At 39.8% G+C, this 20,826-nt stretch carries 25 protein-coding genes; 22 read left to right on the forward strand and 3 right to left on the reverse strand.

What is annotated here, in order from left to right:
- Positions 1 to 4: 4 nt before the first annotated feature.
- From ACBP55_RS12135 to ACBP55_RS12195, 13 genes are all read left to right on the forward strand, one after another.
- A complete protein-coding gene (locus ACBP55_RS12135; protein ID WP_464651830.1) occupies positions 5 to 2,578 on the forward strand; it encodes a DUF5054 domain-containing protein in 2,574 nt (857 codons plus the stop codon).
- A gap of 305 nt (positions 2,579 to 2,883) precedes the next feature.
- Entirely contained in the window at positions 2,884 to 3,549 is a 666-nt protein-coding gene (locus ACBP55_RS12140; RefSeq protein ID WP_464651832.1) for a methyltransferase family protein, read from the forward strand.
- A gap of 257 nt (positions 3,550 to 3,806) precedes the next feature.
- On the forward strand, positions 3,807 to 4,004 hold the full coding sequence (locus ACBP55_RS12145) for a hypothetical protein (protein WP_464651834.1): 198 nt from the start codon (positions 3,807 to 3,809) through the stop codon (positions 4,002 to 4,004).
- Between the two features lie 113 nt (positions 4,005 to 4,117).
- Entirely contained in the window at positions 4,118 to 4,444 is a 327-nt protein-coding gene (locus ACBP55_RS12150) for a heavy metal-binding domain-containing protein (protein WP_464651836.1), read from the forward strand.
- Positions 4,441 to 4,665 (forward strand): hypothetical protein, encoded by a 225-nt coding sequence (locus tag ACBP55_RS12155; protein ID WP_464651837.1) that lies wholly within the window; start codon positions 4,441 to 4,443, stop codon positions 4,663 to 4,665. Before ACBP55_RS12150 ends, ACBP55_RS12155 begins: the two co-directional genes overlap by 4 nt.
- Positions 4,666 to 4,933: 268 nt before the next feature.
- A complete protein-coding gene (locus tag ACBP55_RS12160) occupies positions 4,934 to 5,278 on the forward strand; it encodes a hypothetical protein (RefSeq protein WP_464651839.1) in 345 nt (114 codons plus the stop codon).
- 376 nt (positions 5,279 to 5,654) lie between these two features.
- Positions 5,655 to 7,067: a group II intron reverse transcriptase/maturase gene (gene ltrA / locus ACBP55_RS12165; RefSeq protein WP_464644332.1), complete on the forward strand. Its 1,413-nt coding sequence runs from the start codon at positions 5,655 to 5,657 to the stop codon at positions 7,065 to 7,067.
- A gap of 175 nt (positions 7,068 to 7,242) precedes the next feature.
- On the forward strand, positions 7,243 to 7,614 hold the full coding sequence (locus tag ACBP55_RS12170) for a GNAT family N-acetyltransferase (RefSeq protein ID WP_464651840.1): 372 nt from the start codon (positions 7,243 to 7,245) through the stop codon (positions 7,612 to 7,614).
- 156 nt (positions 7,615 to 7,770) lie between these two features.
- Positions 7,771 to 8,346 carry a dihydrofolate reductase family protein gene (locus tag ACBP55_RS12175; protein ID WP_464651842.1) on the forward strand — a complete coding sequence of 192 codons (576 nt, stop codon included), beginning with the start codon at positions 7,771 to 7,773 and terminating at the stop codon, positions 8,344 to 8,346.
- A 428-nt stretch (positions 8,347 to 8,774) separates the two neighbouring features.
- Complete coding sequence (locus ACBP55_RS12180) at positions 8,775 to 9,215, forward strand: hypothetical protein (RefSeq protein ID WP_464651844.1); 441 nt, start codon at positions 8,775 to 8,777, stop codon at positions 9,213 to 9,215.
- 129 nt (positions 9,216 to 9,344) lie between these two features.
- Positions 9,345 to 9,488 (forward strand): DUF3953 domain-containing protein, encoded by a 144-nt coding sequence (locus ACBP55_RS12185; RefSeq protein WP_464651845.1) that lies wholly within the window; start codon positions 9,345 to 9,347, stop codon positions 9,486 to 9,488.
- Between the two features lie 157 nt (positions 9,489 to 9,645).
- Positions 9,646 to 10,350: a hypothetical protein gene (locus ACBP55_RS12190; protein WP_464651847.1), complete on the forward strand. Its 705-nt coding sequence runs from the start codon at positions 9,646 to 9,648 to the stop codon at positions 10,348 to 10,350.
- Positions 10,351 to 10,369: 19 nt separating this feature from the next.
- Positions 10,370 to 10,867: a GNAT family N-acetyltransferase gene (locus ACBP55_RS12195; protein ID WP_464651849.1), complete on the forward strand. Its 498-nt coding sequence runs from the start codon at positions 10,370 to 10,372 to the stop codon at positions 10,865 to 10,867.
- A 269-nt stretch (positions 10,868 to 11,136) separates the two neighbouring features.
- On the opposite strand, the gene ACBP55_RS12200 is transcribed toward ACBP55_RS12195, so the two are convergent.
- Positions 11,137 to 12,417 carry a M48 family metallopeptidase gene (locus ACBP55_RS12200; RefSeq protein WP_464651851.1) on the reverse strand — a complete coding sequence of 427 codons (1,281 nt, stop codon included), beginning with the start codon at positions 12,415 to 12,417 and terminating at the stop codon, positions 11,137 to 11,139.
- Between the two features lie 222 nt (positions 12,418 to 12,639).
- On the opposite strand from ACBP55_RS12200, the gene ACBP55_RS12205 reads away from it, so the two are divergent.
- Together ACBP55_RS12205 and ACBP55_RS12210 are read left to right on the forward strand one after the other, a co-directional pair.
- Positions 12,640 to 13,149: a GNAT family N-acetyltransferase gene (locus ACBP55_RS12205; RefSeq protein WP_464651853.1), complete on the forward strand. Its 510-nt coding sequence runs from the start codon at positions 12,640 to 12,642 to the stop codon at positions 13,147 to 13,149.
- A gap of 28 nt (positions 13,150 to 13,177) precedes the next feature.
- On the forward strand, positions 13,178 to 13,633 hold the full coding sequence (locus ACBP55_RS12210) for a GNAT family N-acetyltransferase (RefSeq protein WP_464651855.1): 456 nt from the start codon (positions 13,178 to 13,180) through the stop codon (positions 13,631 to 13,633).
- A gap of 495 nt (positions 13,634 to 14,128) precedes the next feature.
- Here the strand turns inward: ACBP55_RS12210 and ACBP55_RS12215 are convergent, their stop codons facing one another.
- Both ACBP55_RS12215 and ACBP55_RS12220 read right to left on the reverse strand, forming a co-directional pair.
- Positions 14,129 to 14,659, reverse strand: a complete 531-nt coding sequence (locus ACBP55_RS12215; protein WP_464651856.1) for an SET domain-containing protein-lysine N-methyltransferase — start codon at positions 14,657 to 14,659, stop codon at positions 14,129 to 14,131.
- On the reverse strand, positions 14,556 to 14,930 hold the full coding sequence (locus ACBP55_RS12220) for an S-adenosylmethionine decarboxylase (RefSeq protein WP_464651858.1): 375 nt from the start codon (positions 14,928 to 14,930) through the stop codon (positions 14,556 to 14,558). Before ACBP55_RS12220 ends, ACBP55_RS12215 begins: the two co-directional genes overlap by 104 nt.
- A gap of 150 nt (positions 14,931 to 15,080) precedes the next feature.
- Here ACBP55_RS12220 and ACBP55_RS12225 point away from each other — a divergent pair, with 150 nt between their 5' ends.
- The 7 genes from ACBP55_RS12225 to ACBP55_RS12255 all read left to right on the forward strand — a co-directional run bounded on the left by ACBP55_RS12225 (position 15,081) and on the right by ACBP55_RS12255 (position 20,759).
- Positions 15,081 to 16,370 carry a hypothetical protein gene (locus tag ACBP55_RS12225; protein ID WP_464651860.1) on the forward strand — a complete coding sequence of 430 codons (1,290 nt, stop codon included), beginning with the start codon at positions 15,081 to 15,083 and terminating at the stop codon, positions 16,368 to 16,370.
- Positions 16,325 to 16,636 (forward strand): hypothetical protein, encoded by a 312-nt coding sequence (locus ACBP55_RS12230; protein WP_464651862.1) that lies wholly within the window; start codon positions 16,325 to 16,327, stop codon positions 16,634 to 16,636. The genes ACBP55_RS12225 and ACBP55_RS12230 overlap by 46 nt, the downstream gene beginning before the upstream one ends.
- A gap of 280 nt (positions 16,637 to 16,916) precedes the next feature.
- Positions 16,917 to 17,123, forward strand: coding sequence for a hypothetical protein (locus ACBP55_RS12235; RefSeq protein ID WP_268617889.1), 207 nt, complete (start codon positions 16,917 to 16,919; stop codon positions 17,121 to 17,123).
- Between the two features lie 246 nt (positions 17,124 to 17,369).
- Positions 17,370 to 18,653: an IS110 family RNA-guided transposase gene (locus ACBP55_RS12240; RefSeq protein WP_464648396.1), complete on the forward strand. Its 1,284-nt coding sequence runs from the start codon at positions 17,370 to 17,372 to the stop codon at positions 18,651 to 18,653.
- Between the two features lie 498 nt (positions 18,654 to 19,151).
- Entirely contained in the window at positions 19,152 to 19,604 is a 453-nt protein-coding gene (locus tag ACBP55_RS12245; RefSeq protein WP_464653295.1) for a MarR family winged helix-turn-helix transcriptional regulator, read from the forward strand.
- 24 nt (positions 19,605 to 19,628) lie between these two features.
- Positions 19,629 to 20,147 (forward strand): spermidine/spermine N(1)-acetyltransferase, encoded by a 519-nt coding sequence (gene paiA, locus ACBP55_RS12250; protein ID WP_464651865.1) that lies wholly within the window; start codon positions 19,629 to 19,631, stop codon positions 20,145 to 20,147.
- A gap of 111 nt (positions 20,148 to 20,258) precedes the next feature.
- Positions 20,259 to 20,759, forward strand: coding sequence for a GyrI-like domain-containing protein (locus tag ACBP55_RS12255; RefSeq protein ID WP_464651866.1), 501 nt, complete (start codon positions 20,259 to 20,261; stop codon positions 20,757 to 20,759).
- Positions 20,760 to 20,826 lie beyond the last annotated feature (67 nt).

The raw sequence follows: 20,826 nt of genomic DNA on the forward strand, positions 1-20,826 counted from the left end.
AAAAGTGAAACAATTAGAAAAAATTTATGTTGTGTTTAAAACGCACGTAGACTTGGGTTTTACCGACTTGGCGAGCAATGTCATGACCCAATATAAAGAAGATATGATGAACGACGTTCTAGCGATATGTGAAAAAACGAAGAAGGATGGACCGGACCATCATTATGTTTGGACACTTCCTGCATGGATGCTTAAGGAATGCTTAGATACTCCTGATTTGGATAAAAAGAACTCCTTGGAAGCACTGATTTATAACGGACAACTGCGTTGGCACGGGCTTCCATTTACAACTTCGACTGAATTTTGCGGTACCGAAGAATATATCAGAGGGTTATATTTTTCGGAAAAGCTGCGTGAACAATATGGACATATCGCTATATCCGCTAAAATGACGGATGTACCAGGTCATACGTGGATGCTGCCTACATTCTTGAAAAATGCTGGCATTGAATTTTTGCATTTAGGCGTAAATTCTTGTTCCTCTCCTGTCGATGTGCCTCGATTGTTTCATTGGGAAGGACCGGATGGCAGCAGGGTATTAACCTATTATTCCAAAGGCGCATACGGAACTGAGCTGACTCCGCCTGACGATTGGCCATACCCAATTTGGATTGCGCTGCTGCAAACAAACGATAATATCGGTCCACAAGATGGGAATGTGGTTCACGACTTGTTGGATGAGATAGCCAAGAAATATCCAAATACCGAGGTTAAAATCGGAACCATGGATGATTTTGCGCTTGATTTTATTGCCAGAGATTTTCAGGATATACCTGTGATTCGTAAAGATTTGGCGGATACCTGGATTCATGGCATAGGCTCCTATCCAGAAGAGGTATCCCGTGTGCGGAGATTACGTTCGGAGATTGCAACACTGGAAAGCTTATTAACGCTTGAACAGTTGAAAGGAGATCCTGTTGTAAATCAGAGTTCTTCGATCGCAAAGGCTTATGAGCAAACGCTGCTTTTTGGCGAACATACTTGGGGGATCGATATTAAATCAAATTTGTTACCCGGCCGAAACAGTGAGCGCACATATGGGAAGGAAAATATCAAGAAAGACCGAGCCAAGTTTCCGGAATCTTATGAAAAAACAGAAGCATCTTGGGCAGAACAGAAAAACTACGTAGAGCAAGCTAAAAAAGCTATAAGTGAGGTTAAGCCTTTTACTGCAATGAATTCTAGCGTTATCGGTGTATATAACCCGCTTGCTTGGGAACGTCGGGATGCGAAGATCAATTTGGATAACCGTAAGTACGGCACACTCATGGATCGGGAAACGAAGGAATCCTATATCGTGAATGAAGCTGGTGAGGCATATATTGGCAAAATCGGGCCAATGGGTTTCCGCACTTTTGAGTATGTAGAAGGCACAGAATCTGAGCGTTTAGGTGCAATCGCTGTTGAAAATATTGAATACGCAGTATTGGAAAATCATGCATTACGTATAGAGGTCAGTACGCTGACAGGGTGCATAACTAGTTTTTATGATAAGAAGAATGAGAAGGAATGGGCTGTAAACGGAAGGTTCGGCCATTATGAATATGATGTGTATGGGAAAGAAGAGATTCTGGATTTTGTAAAAGCATATGCCTATGATTTAACGGATTGGTATATCAACGATTTCAGTAAACCTGGCTATCCACGAATCAATCACAAGAGTTACGAGCTCCACAAAAAAGACTTAAAGATCTCAAATGGTTATGGGTGGGGAATCATTGAAATTAGCTTCATTCCACCAACTGAAAGTTACGAGGAGTTTGGAAATGGCGAAGAAATAAACGTGAAAATTAGCTTGGAAGAAAGACAATCTTTTGCTGATATTCAAGTGACTGTTAGGCATAAAGCTTCCTCCGCATTTGCCGAGAGCGGACATTTTACCTTTGCCCTTAACGCCGATCATCCGAATTATCATTTTCAGAAATTAGGCAGTGTTGTGAATCCAGTTGAAGATATTGAAAAAGGTGCTAATACGCGACTTCACTGTACGAGTCAATGGGTCGATGTGCAAGACGATCATGTAGGATTGGCGACCATTCCAATGGACACACCGTTGTTTTCGATTGGCGAAAAGGGGATTTACCAGTATTCGAAAGCGTACACACCAGAACAGCCAATCCTGCATTTCAACTTATTTAACAATCAATGGGGGACGAACTACCCGCAATGGATCAGCGGCACATTCCAATATTCATTCCGGCTTGCACCGCATGCAGGGGATTGGCATACAGGACGTGTGCAGCAGCTGGCCGCAGAAGCATTCATGCCTCTTCATGTGGCGTCCGGATGGCATCCTGATGGGCTCAAACAATATGGTTTCCTGAAGGAAGGAGTCGAGGGTATCCACATCTTAGCCTTCAAAAAAGCAGAGCAAGGTGATGCCTACATTTTACGATTCCAAAATCTGTTGAATTCGCGAACAACGGTGAAGCTTCCATTCACTGAAACTATCAACTATGTCATAGAATGCGACCTTGTCGAAAGAAGCATGGAAACTGTAGTGGACTACAGTAGAGATCATTTCACAGTGACGATGAATCCCTTTGAAATAAAAACAATGAAGCTTAGTTTTGGGTGAATAACCTATTCATTTCAACGAAATCTATAGTCGAGGGGCTTGCTTCGTGCAGCTCCTATTTTTGTTTAAATTCCATTTTATGGTATTATTGAGAAGTTGCTAAATTTTATGATGGTAAAAAATTGCTCCTCTTTTGTATATTAATGTAAAGGGCAGGAGAGTTAATAACGCTATTATTTTTAAATGGAAGAAATCTGCTAATCACTTGAAATTGGGGTTGACCTAAAGAAGGGGAAACAAGTGTGGTTATCCAATTGTATATTTGAGCAATTCTGGATGGATTAATCTTATGGGAGGTGTAATTTTTGTTAAAGAAAAAAGTTTACTTTAGGACGCTCCTATTTTCAATCGTTTTCTTTACTTTTCTCTTTTTGCCCGCAGGATCACTTAACTTTTGGAAGGCATGGATTTATTTTGTGATCTTTTTAGGTTCAACGTTCTTTATCAATGGTTATTTTTTGAAGAGGGATCCTGAACTAATAGAGAGAAGAACTAATGCTAAAGAAAAAGAAAAGGAACAAAAAATTTTCCAAACCATTTCTGGTATCACTTTTTTTGTCGGATTGTTAGTCCTTCCTGGTTTAGACTATCGATTTGGTTGGTCAAGTTTTCCTTTATTTATTGTATTTGTTGCAGATGTCATCATCTTACTTGGCTTTTCGATTGTTTTCTTAGTTTTTAAAGAGAATTCTTATACGTCTGCCATAATTGAAGTGACCGAGGACCAGAAAGTTATATCAACAGGTCCATACGCGTTGGTTCGGCATCCAATGTATACAGGGGCTATATTTATTATACTTTTCACTCCTTTAGCATTAGGTTCAATTTGGGCATTGATTCCCTCGATTTCTATAATCATTTTTATCGTTCTAAGGCTGTTAAATGAAGAAAAAGTATTGTTAAAAGAGTTGAAAGGATATGAGGATTATTGTAAGAAAACACGTTATCATTTGATTCCCCTTATTTGGTAAGACTTCAAGCCAAATTGAACAGCCCATGAAAAAAAGAGGTTCGAAAATTTGGTTTCTAGTGACATTTAGTTTCGCTAACGCAGAACAATAGTTCAATCACGACATGACGGCAGCCGTCACACGATCGGCTGCCGCTACATAGCCTAGCTGCTTTAAAAAGATACATTAAAAAACCGTACCGTTCAATCAAAAAAGTTCATGTTGGATCTTTTGAAGCACCGTTTTCGTTTTTGTTGCTCAGGATGCCCGGTACAGCCTTGCCTGGATTTGATGTTTTCGAAGGAAGTTTTCGCCATAACGGTGAATGGTATTTCTTGTCTTACGAGGATCGGGTCCCACATGTCATCATTGAACTGGAGGAACATGAGCACTATCACTATGTCATTTTCGATATTGAAAATCCGGAAGAAAATGTTGCTGAAATTCTTAAACATTGTCCTCATTTAAAGGATTAAAGTGACTATAGGGGCTCTTTCTTCTTAAGAATATAAAATGGAACGGGAGTTTAGATTTATTTCAGAGTTAATGTGTTAAAATAAAGGAAAAAAATAAAAAGGTGAGAGTACATATGATCATCGTTACGACCGAAAACATTCCGGGATATAAAGTCAAAGAAGTCAAAGGAATGTGTTTTGGACTGATTGTTAGGAGTCGCGGGCTTGGCGCTGACATCAAAGCAGCATTCAAAGGTTTGGTGGGGGGCGAAATCAAACAGTTCACTACGTTGCTAGAAGATCTCCGAAAAGAATCCATGGACCGCTTGGTACAAAACGCTCAGGCAATGGGCGCGAACGCCATTGTGATGGTCCGCTTTGATTCAGGAGAAATTGGAAAAACGATGGGCGAAATCGTAGCATACGGTACCGCCGTAGTGGTTGAAAAAGACAGAGAATGAATTGGATCCTTGGCTACTATGGCGTTCAGTTCGTTATTGTTCTCGTGATCATTGTGCTATCTGTGCTTGTCTATGACAAACGCTACAAAAAAAGAAAGTCTGGGGTTATTCCCAATGGGTTTATCCGCACGGAGGAAGTTAGCGTAGATCCCGTTACGCATGAGAAGCAGAGAGTTTATTACAACCCGGATACGGGTGAGCGAATCTATATTCGTGAATAAAGCCAAAAAATTTCTTTCTAGATAAGCAGTTAAGCTCCCTCGATATATTCTAGTTTTCTCACGTAAGCTCGTGTATTCGCAGGATTTCGTCCCTATTGTTTGGATTATACAAGGAATAGAGAGGGGCGTTATCTTTCGATATACCCATTCTTGATGAAATCGTACTTGAGAAAAGTCTTTGAATATTGAGCTAACGAAGAAGTACAGCTCAATATTCATCTAGAGAAGGTTGCCGTCAGTTTAGAACGGCAAGATGGGAGATAGGATAATGAAGTTGTGGTTAATGACCAATGTATCTAACGAATATTTTAGTCTTTTAGTAGCTGACCAGGAATCAGAAGATGTTAACCTATTGGAAGGCAAATTTGAAGGAATAAAACTCGAGAATAATTGGATTCCATTTCATGTGAAAATTGAACAAAAAGGTGGCGGTAAAAAAGTAACTGATTCACCTCGGCTTTGGGGAAAGACTGGGGTTCCAGTCCTAAGCAAAAAGGCAATTGATATATTAAAAGACTATCTAAAGGACGTTAGTTGCATAGAGATAGACAAACAAAGCAGGCGCCGTGGCGACCTGCTTTGTTTATGTGCGCCACGCATGGCGATTAACTAGGTGGTGAAAGTCCACTGTGGGGGTTTGTAGTTACCAACCACTAGCCAAGAGCAAGGGTGTCCATCGTAAGGTGGAATCTGAAGGAAGCTGGAGGCAAAATTCCGACCCAAGGAACACGAACATTATCAGGCATAAGGTATGGGATGAGTTTGCATAACAAAACGAAGTCCAATAACTACACGGACATACCAATGTAAATGATGTGGGTACATGGAAGGAAAGTGAATCGTCTTACCGTGGGAGATCTCATGGACGTGAGAGGATCATTTCGAATCACGGTTGAAATAAGATTTATCATGAGAAGTCAGCAGAGGCCATAGTACCTGATGTAGTCGACGATATGAGGGAAGGGCTGAACCTTAGGAGGTGTTAGTCAATGAAAGTTACCAATACAGGAATAAAGGGCAGCCAACTTCGAGCAGAAGGCTCCAAGCAGAAAGATAATGCGGAACATGAAGGATATGCGGGAGTGCACAATCCTGAGAGGATAACTGAAACAGGCAACACCAACGCAAACGAGTCGAAGAAGGGACTACTTGAGGAAATCGTGAGCAGAGACAACATGAACCAAGCGTTCAAAAAGGTCAAAGCGAATAAAGGCTCTCATGGTATCGACGGGATGAAAGTAGATGAACTTCTGCAATATCTCAAAGAGAACGGAGAGAACATCAGGCAGTCCATTCTGGACGGAAACTATCGTCCGAATGCCGTTCGAAGGGTAGAAATACCGAAAGAGAACGGAAAGAAAAGAAATCTAGGAATCCCGACCGTCGTGGACCGAGTTATCCAGCAGGCAATTGCCCAAATACTTACACCCATCTACGAGAAGCAGTTCTCAGAGAACAGTTTCGGATTCCGCCCCAAGCGGAGCACACACGATGCCATCAGGAGAAGTCAAAATAACATAGAGGAAGGATACAAATATGTAGTCGACATGGACCTAGAGAAATACTTTGACACGGTTAACCAAAATAAGCTCATCGAAGTGCTATCGAGAACCATCAAAGACGGGCGAGTCATTTCACTCATACATAAGTATCTGAGAGCTGGCGTCATCGTGGAACATCGCTTTGAGGAATCCGAAGTTGGCGTGCCGCAGGGCGGAAACTTAAGTCCAATACTGAGCAACATCATGCTAAACGAGCTGGATAAGGAGTTGGAAAGCCGCGATCATAAGTTTGTGCGATACGCGGACGACCTTCTCATCTTTTGCAAAAGTAGAAGGAGCGCCGAGCGGACACTAGAGAACATTCTTCCTTTCATCGAGAAGAAGTTATTTCTCAAAGTGAATCGGGAGAAAACGGTAGTGGACGAGGCGACGAGAGTCAAATTTCTTGGATTCTCATTCTATCCGCGAAATGGAGAAACAAGGGTCAGAATTCACACGAAATCCATTGCAAAGATGAAAGCTAAAATAAAGGAGCTTACATCCAGAAGTAATGGAGTAGGAAATGAAGATCGTGTGGAGAAACTTAGACGCTACATAATGGGATGGGTCAACTATTTCAAAATAGCCGACATGAAGAAACTGCTCCAAACTACGGACGAATGGATGAGAAGGCGAATCCGCATGATCTACTGGAAACAATGGAAACGAGTGCAGACAAAGTTCGCAATGTTGCAATTACTCGGAATCCAGAAACAGAAAGCATGGGAGTACGCCAACACAAGAAAGAGCTATTGGAGAACCTCCAATAGCCCAATCCTCAACAAATCCCTCGGAAATAACACGATCAAAGGACTCGGATTCTTATTCTTTTCAGATTATTATCGACAAGTCACTGCGTAAACTTAGGAACCGCCGTATACCGAACGGTACGTACGGTGGTGTGGGAGGTCGGCTATTCAATTAATGGGTAGCCTCCTACCCGATTAAGGTAAAGGGCAGGAGAGTTTAGAAATATGTGGAATTATACTAAGAAATACCGAACATTTGACCTTAGATGAAAAGAGGAAATGCCAAGATGTACCTGGATCATTATTGGACAGAAGAAGGCCGACATCCATTTTTTATTCGTGTTGATGGAAAACTGGCTGGTTTTGCTCTAGTAAGGATGATCGGGACAAATGAACATAGCCAGCCAATTTATTCGGTGGCTGAGTTCTTCGTAATGAAAAAATATAGAAAACTTGGAATAGGTATAATCGCTTCTAATGAAATGTTTAATCGATTCAAAGGCATTTGGAAAGTTGCTCAATTAGAGAATAATAAACCATCTCAAATATTTTGGAGAAAGGCAATTGAAAGATATACAAAAAACAACTTCCAGGAGGTTAGAGAAGACGAGTGGGATGGTCCTATTCAAACATTTACAAACGAAACTCGATTGAACTAACGGGTAACTATAGTTGAACAAACGTAAAAGGGCTGCCGCGTGCAGCCTTTTGTTAACGGGCAGTTTAGCTTAGCAATCCATAAGAAATAATCCAAGCTGAAATGTGCTAAAATGTAACTAATGTAGACATCCCTCATGAACAAAGGAGCACTGAAAATGAGAAAACTCGTTCTATTTTTGCACGCATCGCTTGACGGTTTTGTAGAAGGGCCAAACGGTGCAATGGACATTGGCTGGATTTCCTACGATGGTGATTTAGAGAAATACGCGAAAGAAATTCTAAGTACTGCAGACACCGTCATTTGGGGACGAGGGACTTATCAATTAATGCACGATTATTGGCCATCTGTGCCTTCGAACCCATCAGCTTCGCAGCATGAACGGAATCATGCCGAGTGGATCGATAAGACAGCCAAAATCGTTTTTTCCACGACGCTGGACAAAGTCGAATGGAACAATTCCAGACTGGTGAAAGAAGATGTAGAGGAAGAGATCAAGAACCTCAAACAGCAGCCAGGCAAGGATATGGTCATCCTCGGCAGTCCTAGGATCGCACACCACCTTATGCAGCTTGATTTAATCGATGAGTATAAAATTACGGTTTCTCCTGTCCTGATCGGCAGCGGGTTGCCGTTATTCCAAGGTCTCAAGGAGAAGGTCAATCTTAAACTTATCGAAAACAAAACCTTTGATTCTGGAGCCATAGGTCTCGTTTACCAGTCGGTTAGATGACCTTTGTCTCCTAAAATAGATTACGCTAACGGGACACTATAGTTCAATACAAATAAGGGCCGCCGTTAGGTGGTCCTTTGCTCATATACCGGGTATGCGTTAAGAATAAAATAACTAAAAACGAAAATCAGACCTACACCGTTTTAAGGTTGTAAGTCCGATTTTCCTTATTTTAAAGGGGGTCTGTTTATATAATAACCATGATTTATTAATCAAAGATTAAAACTAAATAATGATTGTGTTAAAAACATGTTTGGTAAGAAATAGTGATTACTTCGTTAACGGGCAGTAGAGGGTGGTTTGTGTTCCATCGACGGACTGTACGTAAAATTTGAACACGAAATGATATATTCCAAAATATGGTATAATAGAGCGAAAGTTATACGTTGATGAAAGAATGATTTTATGTAGTTTGGGAGAGTTGAACTTTGAAGCACAAAAAAACACTGATATTTTTAGTGGTCATTGCAATTACTTGGATTGGTTATGTTGGATACAAATATTATGTTAATCATTCTGTTGTTAAAGCCATCTCACCATATCTACCTAATGCAAATGTCAAAATTGTTAAGACTGAAATCAGAAATATCCCCTCCACCTTCACAGACGAAACCTCACAACTAGTAATGGATAATTTAAGCAAAAATGAGGACTCAAGAACAGTATTTATCAATAATTTAAAAACAGGTAATAGGGTAAAGCTATATTACTTTCGTGTTTTAAATTCTTATAACTACAATGGAATAGACCTTTCAGAAAAATGGTGCGATGGTTTTCTTTGTTTCCGTTTTTTTATGGGCTATGCCTATATTGATACAACGACAGGTAGATTGCTAAGATTGGACATTTCTAAAGTATCACCTAAATGAAAGCACTAATCAATTTTCAGTAGGAGGGATCATGTTTTTAAAGATAAGTAGAATTACTTAGCAATAATCGTTATTTGTTGCTCTCTTTTTAGTCTAATTACTCAAAACTTTGAATTGATGCCGTATTTGATGTTATTCCTAGCGCTTTTCATGTTAGTGACAGGATTAGCTGAACTTCAAAAAGGTAGAAAAAGATTTTGGGGATATATAAGCATTATCGTTTCTTTATTTGTTTTTATTGCTTCCAGTAAAGGCTTTCAGTGTTCAAGTTAAGGTGACAGGAAGCACATCGTTTGGTGGAGCTGAATTATTCTTTGTTAATGAAGTTCCAAAATCATTTATCTGGGTTAAGAAAAATTGGTTAGGTTATCGTGTGATTGCTGATGGAACAGGACCATGATAAACCATAATTAGAAGAATGGAGAATAATATGGGATGGTTTCTATGGCTTAGTTTACTTGTACTCCTCTTGCTTTCTTACTTTGATCAGCGAAAAAACATAGATATAAAAACGTGGCTTGCTATTATTGGGATCTTTCTGCTGTGCAATTTTTATGTAAATTTATTTGGTATCCTGATTCCTGCAGGCGTTATAATCGGAATGGTTTACGTGAAAAAAAGAAAAAAACCTTACTTATCTAAAGCGCTAATTTTTGGATTTATTTGTGTTATTTCATCTTTCTATACTCCGAACTTTGACTGGAGCCAACTAAAGGAACATTTTCAAGATGCCAAGTATTCAGCAGAATTTAGCCAAGTAAATGGCGTGTCTCATTTTTCTGCAAGCTCAGAAATCAATGTAAACCTTCATAAGTCTGCTGTGGATTTACAAGACAAGAATCCAATTTCAGAAATAAAAATAGAGGATCCTCATGTTCTATTTAGTATTTGGGCACTTTCTCATAAAAGCTTGCCAATGAAGGATTTAGACTGGCTATGGTATAAATCCCCACAAGAATTACATTATTATTGGCAATCTAATAGACCTGATGAATTTACTAATATGGAGTATATTATTTTTAATGATGTTGGTTATATGGGGATATTTCAAAGGGTAGATAAAAACAGTCAGTTTATACTTCGAACTATTTATGAGTTTGATAGACTGAAAATGAATAATCCATTAATCCCATAACCTGTTGGGGGTGTTATTGGTGCTATTCATTGAAAAGGTGGATGCCGCTCAGAAAGAATTACTAAAAAATTTAATGACTTTGTTTCTACATGATTTGTCCGAATTTAATGAAAAACTTGATTTGAATACAGAGAATGGATTGTTTGAATTTGATGCACTTGAGTGGTTTTTTGAGAAAGAAGGATTAACACCTTTTTTCATTAATTTAGATGGAAATCCAATTGGTTTCATTCTATTGCAAAGTGGTCCTTTTTCAAATCAAGAATATGCTGATTATGTGTTAAACTCGTTCTTTATCCTAAAGAAGTACAGGAGGAAGGGAATTGGAAAATTAGCTTGTAGTAAGTTCTTTGATATGTTTCCAGGACGTTATGCGATTAGTCAAGCACAAAGCAATATTCCAGCCATAAAATTTTGGGAAAGCGTCTACAAATCAAATAGTATAAATGTATACGAAAAAGAAGAAATTGAAGATGGCATAGAGGTTATATATCAATACTTCAAAACAAGCCAATAGATACATTCTATTAAGCAATGGAATTTTCTTTATAGCAAAATTTATTGAAAAAGTACAAGATCCGAAGAACGATGACCATGATTTAAGGTGGATTAACTTGGATCAAGTTGATAAATTGTTTTTTCATGAACATCATTCATGGGCAGTTAAGAGAGCCTCTCAACGATTCAACTAACTGGAAACGAGAGTTGAATAAACAAACACCACAGGGCTGCCTCGAAAATGACTGGCAGCCTCATTTCGTTAACCTGGCAGGAATCTTAAAAAATCTAATATTGAATGTATCTTAATTTATAATCATCCAGTATATTTTTTTCTATTAATAAATGTAATTTTGATAATTCATTCATTATGAGCTGATATGTCTCATCTTTAATTATATGATTAGGTTGTTCTAGATCCAAAGAGTTAATATAAAATATCCGATTACCTGTAGGTGGGTGAGTAGCATCTAGTCGTGAGTTATCTAAAAGTTCTATTCTTTTTATCCTTTCTAGTTCTTTTGCAGGTACCATTAAGATTTGCTCAACAAAATCTTGAAAAAAATGCCCTTCTCTCTTTGTGTTAATAACTTTAAGGATTGTGAATTCAAATAAATCGTGGAAATGCAGCTTATTTAGCAGCGAAAGGATTGCTTCTTTTCCTGCCGTCTTGGCCGCGAATTGATCTGCCAAATACTCTGCACGTTGAGAGTCACGCCAATTAAGGTGGCAAAGTATGTACAAGAGAAAAAATAAAATCTTTGAAACTAGCTGCAGAAGAATATTGGCAAAAATCATAAAAATTGCCCCTGTACGGTACCGTGTATCAAATATCTTATCCGGTTTTGTGATTTGATACCATGAAGATAGTGTTTGAATTGCAGAACCAACCCATAACCCTCTATTGAGGTCGCCATTTATTCCATGAGCGATTTCATGGGAGATAAGAGCAACAAGTTCTTGTTTATTTAAAACGGATAATAAGGGTAACCCCAAGCGAAGTATTTTCTGTTGTTTCCAACCTATTTGAGAAAAAGAGGCATTAAATTTCTCATCAATGATAATTCCATAAACCTTATCAGCATTCAATGCAGAAGAGATTTCATCAGTAATCTTATACAAGTTTGGATAATGCTCTCTAGAGAGAGGATTTTCACGAAGCTTATTTGGTTTTATACGTGTAATCCAAGCTACTACTATTAGAGATATTCCTAATATGATAAAAAGTATGTTTGGAAAATCGCTTTTGATTAAATAGAGCCCGAATAAGAATAAGCTTAAGCTAACTAAATGAATAATTGAAGAAGTGAGTAAGGTCAACAATTTCAAACTAGAGAAAGAAGAGTTTATATTAACTTTTTGCAGTAAAGAATTAAGTAAATTTTGACTTGATTTTTCTCCTGCACTTAAATAAATTTTCTCGAATATGCTTTTAGGTACGTATTTTTTTACAGTTTGTAAATTCCAATTACACTTTTCACACCAAGTAACATAACCCTTGATAACTGCTATAACGTTGTTGCAATCAGGGCATACTTTTTCATCTGTATTAGCTACCATAGATTTCATGAAATTTTAGATCTTCCTCCTAGTTTGAGATACTTCATAATAACATGAAATAAATGGAAAGTGCCGAGATTTATACAATATTTGAGATAAGACCCTGCCGTCAAGCAACACTTGTAAAGAACAGATTAACAATAAGCAAAGAAAGAGCGCTCTTGGGGTACGGGGGGCTTTTTTTTGTTATAATTATACATATATTATTTTAAGCGTTTGGAGGCATCTACCATGAAAGTACTAGAAACAGAACGGTTGATTCTTCGTCATCAAACAATTGAGGATGCGGCTTTTATCCTTGAGCTATTGAACGATCCTTCTTGGATCCAGTTCATAGGCGATAGAGGCGTGAGAACCATTGATGACGCGCGGGACTATATTTTAAACGGAACTCTAGACATGTATGCTCGTTTGGGTTTCGGGTTTTATTTGACGGAGTTGAAAGATGGAGGCATTCCGATCGGCATCTGCGGTTTGGTAAAAAGAGATTTTTTAGAAGATGTAGATGTTGGATTTGCTTTTCTTCCTAAGTTCTGGGGGAAAGGGTACGCCTTTGAGGCTGCTTCCGCAGTGATGTGTTATGCACAATCAGTTTTAGGGCTAAAACGCATCGTGGCTATTACCTCTGAAGATAATCATGCGTCGGCCAAACTATTAGAAAAACTGGGGTTGCATTTTGAAAGCATGATCCGATATGCGGGTACAGATGAAGAAGTCCGCTTATTTGCGATTGACGTCTAAAATTGATAATGAATTGAGGCATCCAATTATGAAAGAAGCCAATGTCAGGGAAATTAGGGTATCTGATTATCACGATATTTATTTGTTGAATCAAGATTTTAACCCAAATCTGAATGTATTTTCTAAAGAGAAAGTAAAAGAGAAGATTGAAATCATTACAAAGAAAACGAAAGATATCATCTTTGTTTACGAACAAAACAACGAGGTTATAGGATATATTCATGGAAGCCCGTATGAATTACTTTTTTCCGACTCTTTAGTAAACGTCTTGGGATTTGTTGTTAAAAAAAATGATAGAAATCAAGGTAAGGGCAGCATGTTGATTGAGCGTCTTGAACAGTGGGGAAAGGACAATGGGTTTTCTGGGATGAAACTGTTATCCCACCCAAGTCGAATGCATGCTCACAGGTTCTACGAACGACGCGGCTATATGTTCACAAAGGACCAAAAAAATTTTATAAAAAAATTTGAGGACGGGGAATGAGAGCTCACGCAGAACTTTAGTTCAATGAAGGACGGACTCAATACAAAACGACGAGGGAGCTGCAACGGCAGCTCCTTTTGCTTCTTTACAAAATAAGGTTTTTTGTACATATGTCCAAATGATGTTAGTCTGTCTCCTTTTTAGAAGAATCCTCTTCTGAAAAATGGAGATTCAAACTCGAACTCGAACTCGAATGGACGGCGCTCAAACTCAAACTCGAACGGGCTGAATCCAAAGGGACTGAATCCGAATGGGGTAAAAGCGCTTGTGTGAACAGCTTTCGCATTTCTTTTCCGACTTTTTTTGTTTGCCAATACTATCACCTCGTTTACATATGGGATTGCTCAGACCTAAGTATTTTATGTAAGTCATTCTTAAGTTGATTGGACAAGAGACGCGGGAATAACAATCATCACAGCAACTTTTGTATGGTAATTCCTTAATCCAACAAGAAAAGGCATCGAGTGGGGCAACTCACATGCCTTTTTATACAGATTAGCTATGTGTCCCTTTTCCCGAGATCAGCTTGCGGCAATTATGGGACTCGCACTCGCACTGAAAACTTCTGAACAGCTTATCTTCTGTAGATTCGTAATCCATCGTTATAAGATCACCTGGTCTAATGTCTTTACTCGCCCAAAATACTTGCTCTTCCATATCGACAGTTGTATTGGGGTCACATCGATGTAATATTTTACCCATAAAGTAAGGGTCTTCAATATACAAGCCCTGCTTTTTTTGTAAAGTATAGAGGGTTTGATAATCCAGCAGGGTACCGTGAAAACGGAAAAGGAGTTCTCCTTTGCGAAAAAACATCTTTGCCACCACGCCTTCTCCATACTTTTGATGATAGGAGATAGCAAATTTATCTTTGGTAGGTTCGTTAGGGTGATGGTCGAAATGGTTCGGGTAAAACCGGCCTTTATTCTCTAATAATGGTTTGACATTCAATCCGCTCAGGTGAGAAAAATTGATTAATGCAAGCAGTGACTTGATCCTCTGAAAAATCTTTGCAGCTAAATACATCCAAATAACCCTCCCGATGTAAATCGTTGGTGTGTATAGTGATGCTGCTTGTATAAATTAACTGAACGCCCGATATTCCAATTTCGTCGCCTTCACCGAAGCGGAAACATTGACATTCGCCAAAAGCTACCATATCGATTTCTTGCACCAACGCAGAAATAAATGTTTGAATCGCTTCTATGCTTAAAATACGATCATTGCAGTTCTCAAGGTGGAACATAGCGTGCTTACCGTAACAAAGTTTCCCGTCATGAAGAATTCTTTTGAACATGTGGAAGCTCCTTTTCTTTTTATGTTGATATATCATATTGCGGAGTCCCCGAAAGCGTTATTAAGAATTGCTAAATATCCACATAGTATGTGAAATAGAGCGAAGTCCAGCAATTAATGAATAACGCTAGAGGCAATGAGGAGGAGACTCATGCATTTTACGCAGTCCCAACCGTCCCGTCATCATAACAATAACCGATCAATCCCTGTTGCGTCCGGAAGCCTCCAAGCCAAAACGTCGGCAGCTGCAGAGCAAACCACCTATCTGCAATTACAGCGTCTCATTGGCAATCAGGCGGTTGGAAGGCTCATCCGTGGTCAGCACAATCAAGCACCGACCATCAGTTCGTCCAGGCCTGTCATTCAGCGAAAACTCAGTCCCGAAGCATTGGAAATCGCCAAACAGTGGGAACGCGATGTGTTGAACGAAGCCACGCTCGAACATAGTACAGAACGCAGAAATGCCATTGAGCAGATGAACATCATTAATGCAAACGAGCATGTACCCCCGCGCAAGAGCGATGCCCAATTTTTGAGCTTCTTATCGGCCTACAAGCTTCCGGAAGCGGATGAAGAAGCGATCTTTGATGATGCCGTGCCTGGTATCAAGGCAGTGGAGAAGATTACCGCCAAGCACAGCGAACTGATCAACCTGCTGCAAAATCAATTGATCGATGGCTACGTCGAACAAAATTTATCAAAAGCGCAACAAGAGCTGGGAGAAAGAGGACCGTCCGCTGAAGCCATCTCTTCCGTGCGCAGCGGAACGTTCACCTCAGTCAAGGACAAGAATGGTGGCTGGGATTCAAGTATGAATGCGGGCAATCGGCAGGGTGTATTGGACCGGGCCAGAGAATTTGAAGAATTCACAGGTACAGCGCCTCCGGAGTCACTCCCGAAAGAACTATGGATAACACTGTTTCGCCGCGTCAAAGGCAGTCATCTGCAAAGTTTGAAAAAAGGCGATACGATCACGGAAATGCTTCCTTTTTCCACTGCGTTTGACCGCGGTTTTGCGGAGAACTGGAGTCCGACGGAAGGGGTTATCTTCGAAATACAGGTACCTGTGAACTATCCATCTTTGTTTCAAGCCCGACGCCCTGGAGCCAAGAAGCCGTTAGGCGGGCCCGAGCCTTTGAACGAGAAGCAAAGCGAAGTTACGCTACTGCAGAGCGAGTTGATCTTGCTGGAAGCGCCAAGGGTAGTGCCCGATAGCCAAAACCGCAATAACTTTATCGTTAAGGTGTCGGCGAAGCCGATCTCACTGGATACAGCGAAAAAGCAGCACCAGGTGTCCGACTATATGAGCGACGAGAACCGCAGAACAGTAGCCGCCAGCAGCGAGATGAGGATCCCGTGGAGCCAAGCGAGTTCCAAGAGGTACTTGCAGCTGCCATGGCTCCGTACCAAGCTGAGCTTGAGCCGCTTTATCCCAAAGTGAGATCTGCTTCCACTCAACAGATTGCCAAGATCAGGGAGCGTCTGTTAGCGGTAGCATCCAAGGGTATTTTCCAAGGCCCGGCAGGAGATGTGCTCGCATCAGCTGCCGCATTGGGAGCCGGCGACGGAGTTGTTCTGCAGACGGTTATACAGCGCTTTTTCAATCCGCAGTTTCACACACTTCCTCCGAAGATATTGAGAAGCATGGAACAGCTCCCGCCGCTTCTGAACATTATTGTTACGGATATAAAGAAAAATTTGGCGTAGTGATAACATAAGGGCAAAGGGGCCATGCTTTTCACTAGCATATAAACATAGGTATAACAAATGGAGACCAACAAGGTATACGGGACACGTATGCCTTTTTTGCGTACCGCAAAGAGGAGGTAATAGACCCTGTTCAATGAAGCTGGAACTTGTTTCCGTATTGTCATTAAACGGGCAGCATAGTTGAATAGCTTATTTTCTCTTGACCCTAACACTGAGGTTAGGGTTTATAATGAGATTATCTCGAGCAGCAATCTACTAGAAAGGAATACGATACGTTATGGATATTACACCACAAGAAGAAAACATGATTAAGGCTCTCCGTGAGGCTGCATTACCCCCTTTATTTGTGCTCATACGAATTAGAAATGATATTTCAAATGATACTGTAAATGTCGAAGAGAGCCGAAGAGATGACGTCGTAAAAACATTAGAAAAATACATCGGCCCACTATGGGAAGACTATCATGAGGGGAAGAATTCATAAGCCAAAGAAAGACCTTAACGAATTAATCTTAACTTTGCATTGGCTGCAAACCCGAACCACTTAGATTGAAATCATTACGCTAACAGAAACTATAGTTGAGGGGCTTGCTTCGCGGCAGCTCCTCTTTTGTTTATTAAACCTTCCTGTAGGGCCTAAAAAATGGTCTTTGTCAAAAAAGGAGCGCCTCGGTATGATGGGTTTGTCCACGGGTTTGAAACCCAACACCATCAAGGAGGCGCTCTTATTATGAAGTTTAAGCAATCAGACGAACAAAATCAACGAATAGAACGAATTACTCCATCTCACTTAGTAATTGGCATCGATATAGCGAAGGATGCACATGTCGCACAAGCAACGAACTTTCGCGGAATTGTTCTTTCTAAACGACATCTTACGTTTACCAACAGCAAGGAAGGGTTTGAAAGGTTTGGACGTTGGATTAATGAGTTGCAGCAGAATCACCGTTTGAACAACATAATAATTGGAATGGAACCGACGGGGCACTATTGGTTTAATTTAGCGAATTGGCTGGTAGAACAGGGGTTAAGCGTTGTTCTGGTGAACCCTGTTACGACGAAAAGAAACAAGGAGAATAGAGATAATTCTCCTTCTAAAAATGATCCGAAGGACGCTCTAGTCATCGCGGATGTTGTTAGTAGGGGGTATTACTCTGAATACACAAAGCAATCGCATTATTTTGAAAGGATGCGCGTTATCATGAGTGATCGAGAGTTTTGGGTAGCGAATAGCATACGGCTTCAGAACCGAATCATTCGCTGGTTGGATATTCGTTTTCCCGAATATACGTTAGTGTTTTCAGATTGGACCTGCAAGCGATCCTTGGCGACGCTTTATGAATTCCCTGTTCCAGCAGACTTACATGGGGTGACTACAGCAGAAGTCATAGCAAGCTGGAGAAAGCACATGAAACGAGCTGGCGGAACTACAGGGCTAGAGAAGGCTGCACAGCTCATCGCTTCTGCAGCTAGAAGCATAGGAGAAATTGTAGCTACCCACGAAGCTAAACAGGATTTGCGCCGGCTACTCGATGAGTATTGCCGCATAATCGAGATTCTAGAGATGATTGAGCAAGAAATCTTGGTGCTCCTGGACAAGATACCTTTGGCTCAACAACTTCGCTCCATTCAAGGTCTTGGACCCATCTTCATTGCGGCAATCCTTTCCGGTGCAGGTGATCTAAGCCTCTATTCCCATGGACGACAATTACTGAGAAGAGCAGGCCTGAACCTAGCTGAGAGTATGTCAGGGAAACGGAAGGGGCAGATCGTACTTTCTAAACGTGGAGATGCAACGCTGCGAAAGTATTTGTATTTAGCGACCTTACGTCTTATTGGGAACAATCCGTTATTTCGGAAGTGGCATGAACATAACGTACAGGTAAGGCACATGAAAAAGTACCGTTCTATGTTTAAATTAATTGGTAAGCTAGCACGTATTCTGGTTGGTCTAGCTCAACGAGGAGAGTCTTTTTCTACTGACAAAGCGGTTATACATGACTGTGTAGCTTAAAGTAAATCTATATACGTAGGTTGGTTCATTCGCAGGATTACAAAGAAAGCACGGAGTACCGATTACCCGTTACTTAAGGGCACAGACCCGCATATTGAACTTGATCGGCCTCCACCCCTTGGACAGGTGTAACGAAGGAAGGTAAGGGCATAGATCCGTTGAGATCTGGGAGGGTGAACCCCCGAGGGCATTGTGGAGAAAGCGTGCAGTAATTGGAATAATGAGGAAGTCAAGACTTATCCTCTATTTAAGTATGCCTTCATGGCCGTTCGGTGATGTCACTACCACTACTATGCCGTTATATCCTTTTTACCAAGAGGGTGTAATCCTGCGAATGAGCGAGTAAACGTGAGAAAATCCCTTAATACCGAGGGAAGTAACGTGCAGGTTAGTATGGAAAAGGCTGCAGTGCAGGAATTTTTTGTTGTAAATACAACAAAAATGAAGTACTATTTTTTTACGACGTTTGAAAAATACAATATTAGTGGAGCTGCAATTATGAAGGAAATTCTACGTGAGGTTGGAATGATTGCTAGGGCATTGGATTCTATTAGTAATATAGAATTTAAAAAATATGACCTTACAAAAGGACAGTACTTGTACCTCGTGCGAATATGTGAAAATCCAGGAATTATTCAAGAAAAGGTAGCTGAAATGATAAAGGTAGACCGAACAACAGCTGCTCGTGCTATACAGAAACTGGAGATTAATGGATTTATTGAAAAAAATGATGATCAATATAACCAAAAAATTAAAAAACTATTTCCTACAGAGAAAGGGAAATCTGTTTACCCTTTTATAAAAAGGGAAAACGATTATTCCAATATGGTCGCACTATCTGGATTCTCCGAAAGTGAAGTGGAAACGATTTTTAACCTGCTGCAAAGAGTCAGAAAAAATGTAGAAAAAGACTGGGAGTTTGTAAAAAAGGGAAACAAGAGAAATTATTGATGTAGTAAAAGGAGGACAAATAAAATGACTATACATATAAAAAAGTGCACATTTGAAGATCTAGGATTACTTCAAGAAATTAGTGTTGAAACATTTAATGAGACATTTAAGAATCAAAATTCACCTGAAAGTATGAAAGCCTACTTGGAAAAAGCATTTAACTTAAAACAATTAGAAAAAGAATTATCAAATATCTCTTCGGAATTTTATTTTATTTATTCTAATGAGGAAATTGCTGGGTATCTAAAGCTAAACACCAATGATGCTCAAACTGAAATAATGGGCAATGATTCGCTTGAAATCGAGAGGATTTATATAAGGAATAAACTTCATAAACAGGGGCTTGGTAAATATCTAATAAATAAAGCTATGGAAATAGCGATAGAACGGAATAAAGAGAATATCTGGCTAGGGGTTTGGGAAAAAAATGAGAGCGCAATTACCTTTTATAAGAAAATGGACTTTGTTCAAACAGGAGCCCACTCTTTCTATATGGGTGATGAAGAACAAATAGATTTTATAATGACCAAAACACTCATATAACATAAGTACAAGATCTTAATGCATTGACAATGAAGAATGCTTTAATTTGATTTATTTTTTCGACTGTAATTTTCATCTTTACATAGGAACGTATATTCGGCTATTATGGAAATGGGTACATTTACCATAATGGGAGGTTTTATTATTAATACTTACCAAGTCAACGTTCTGGAAAGAGAAGCGATTAAGTTGGTTGGTTTTTCAATAATCGAAAGTTTAAACAAGGTTATTGAAACGAAGATTGGCGGAACACTCCGTGTGGAATTAGAGAAACGAGCTCCTGAAATAGAATACAGGATAGGGTCAGGGATGTATTTAATTCAAATATATCCTCATGACTGTCATTGGACTCCCGATGTACCGTATCAACATGTGATTGCCTATGAAGTGAAATCTTTCGACGAGGTTCCTAACGATATGATTACATACACATTACCTGCTGGACGTTTTATCAATATTGTACATAAAGGCGCAGAATCGCAAATTGGCATCACGTATGAGTTTATCAATAACACGTATGGCGGCAGGCCTATCGATATTGAATATTGGAACGATATTCATACATTAGAAAACGAAGATAATCAAATTGATATTTACATACCATCAAAATAATTGCTTCTTAAATGGGGATATTTTTAATGAAGCGGTCGGGTTCGTAGTAAGGGAATATGCGCCCGTC

It is taken from the genome of Paenibacillus sp. WG02, from assembly GCF_055396115.1.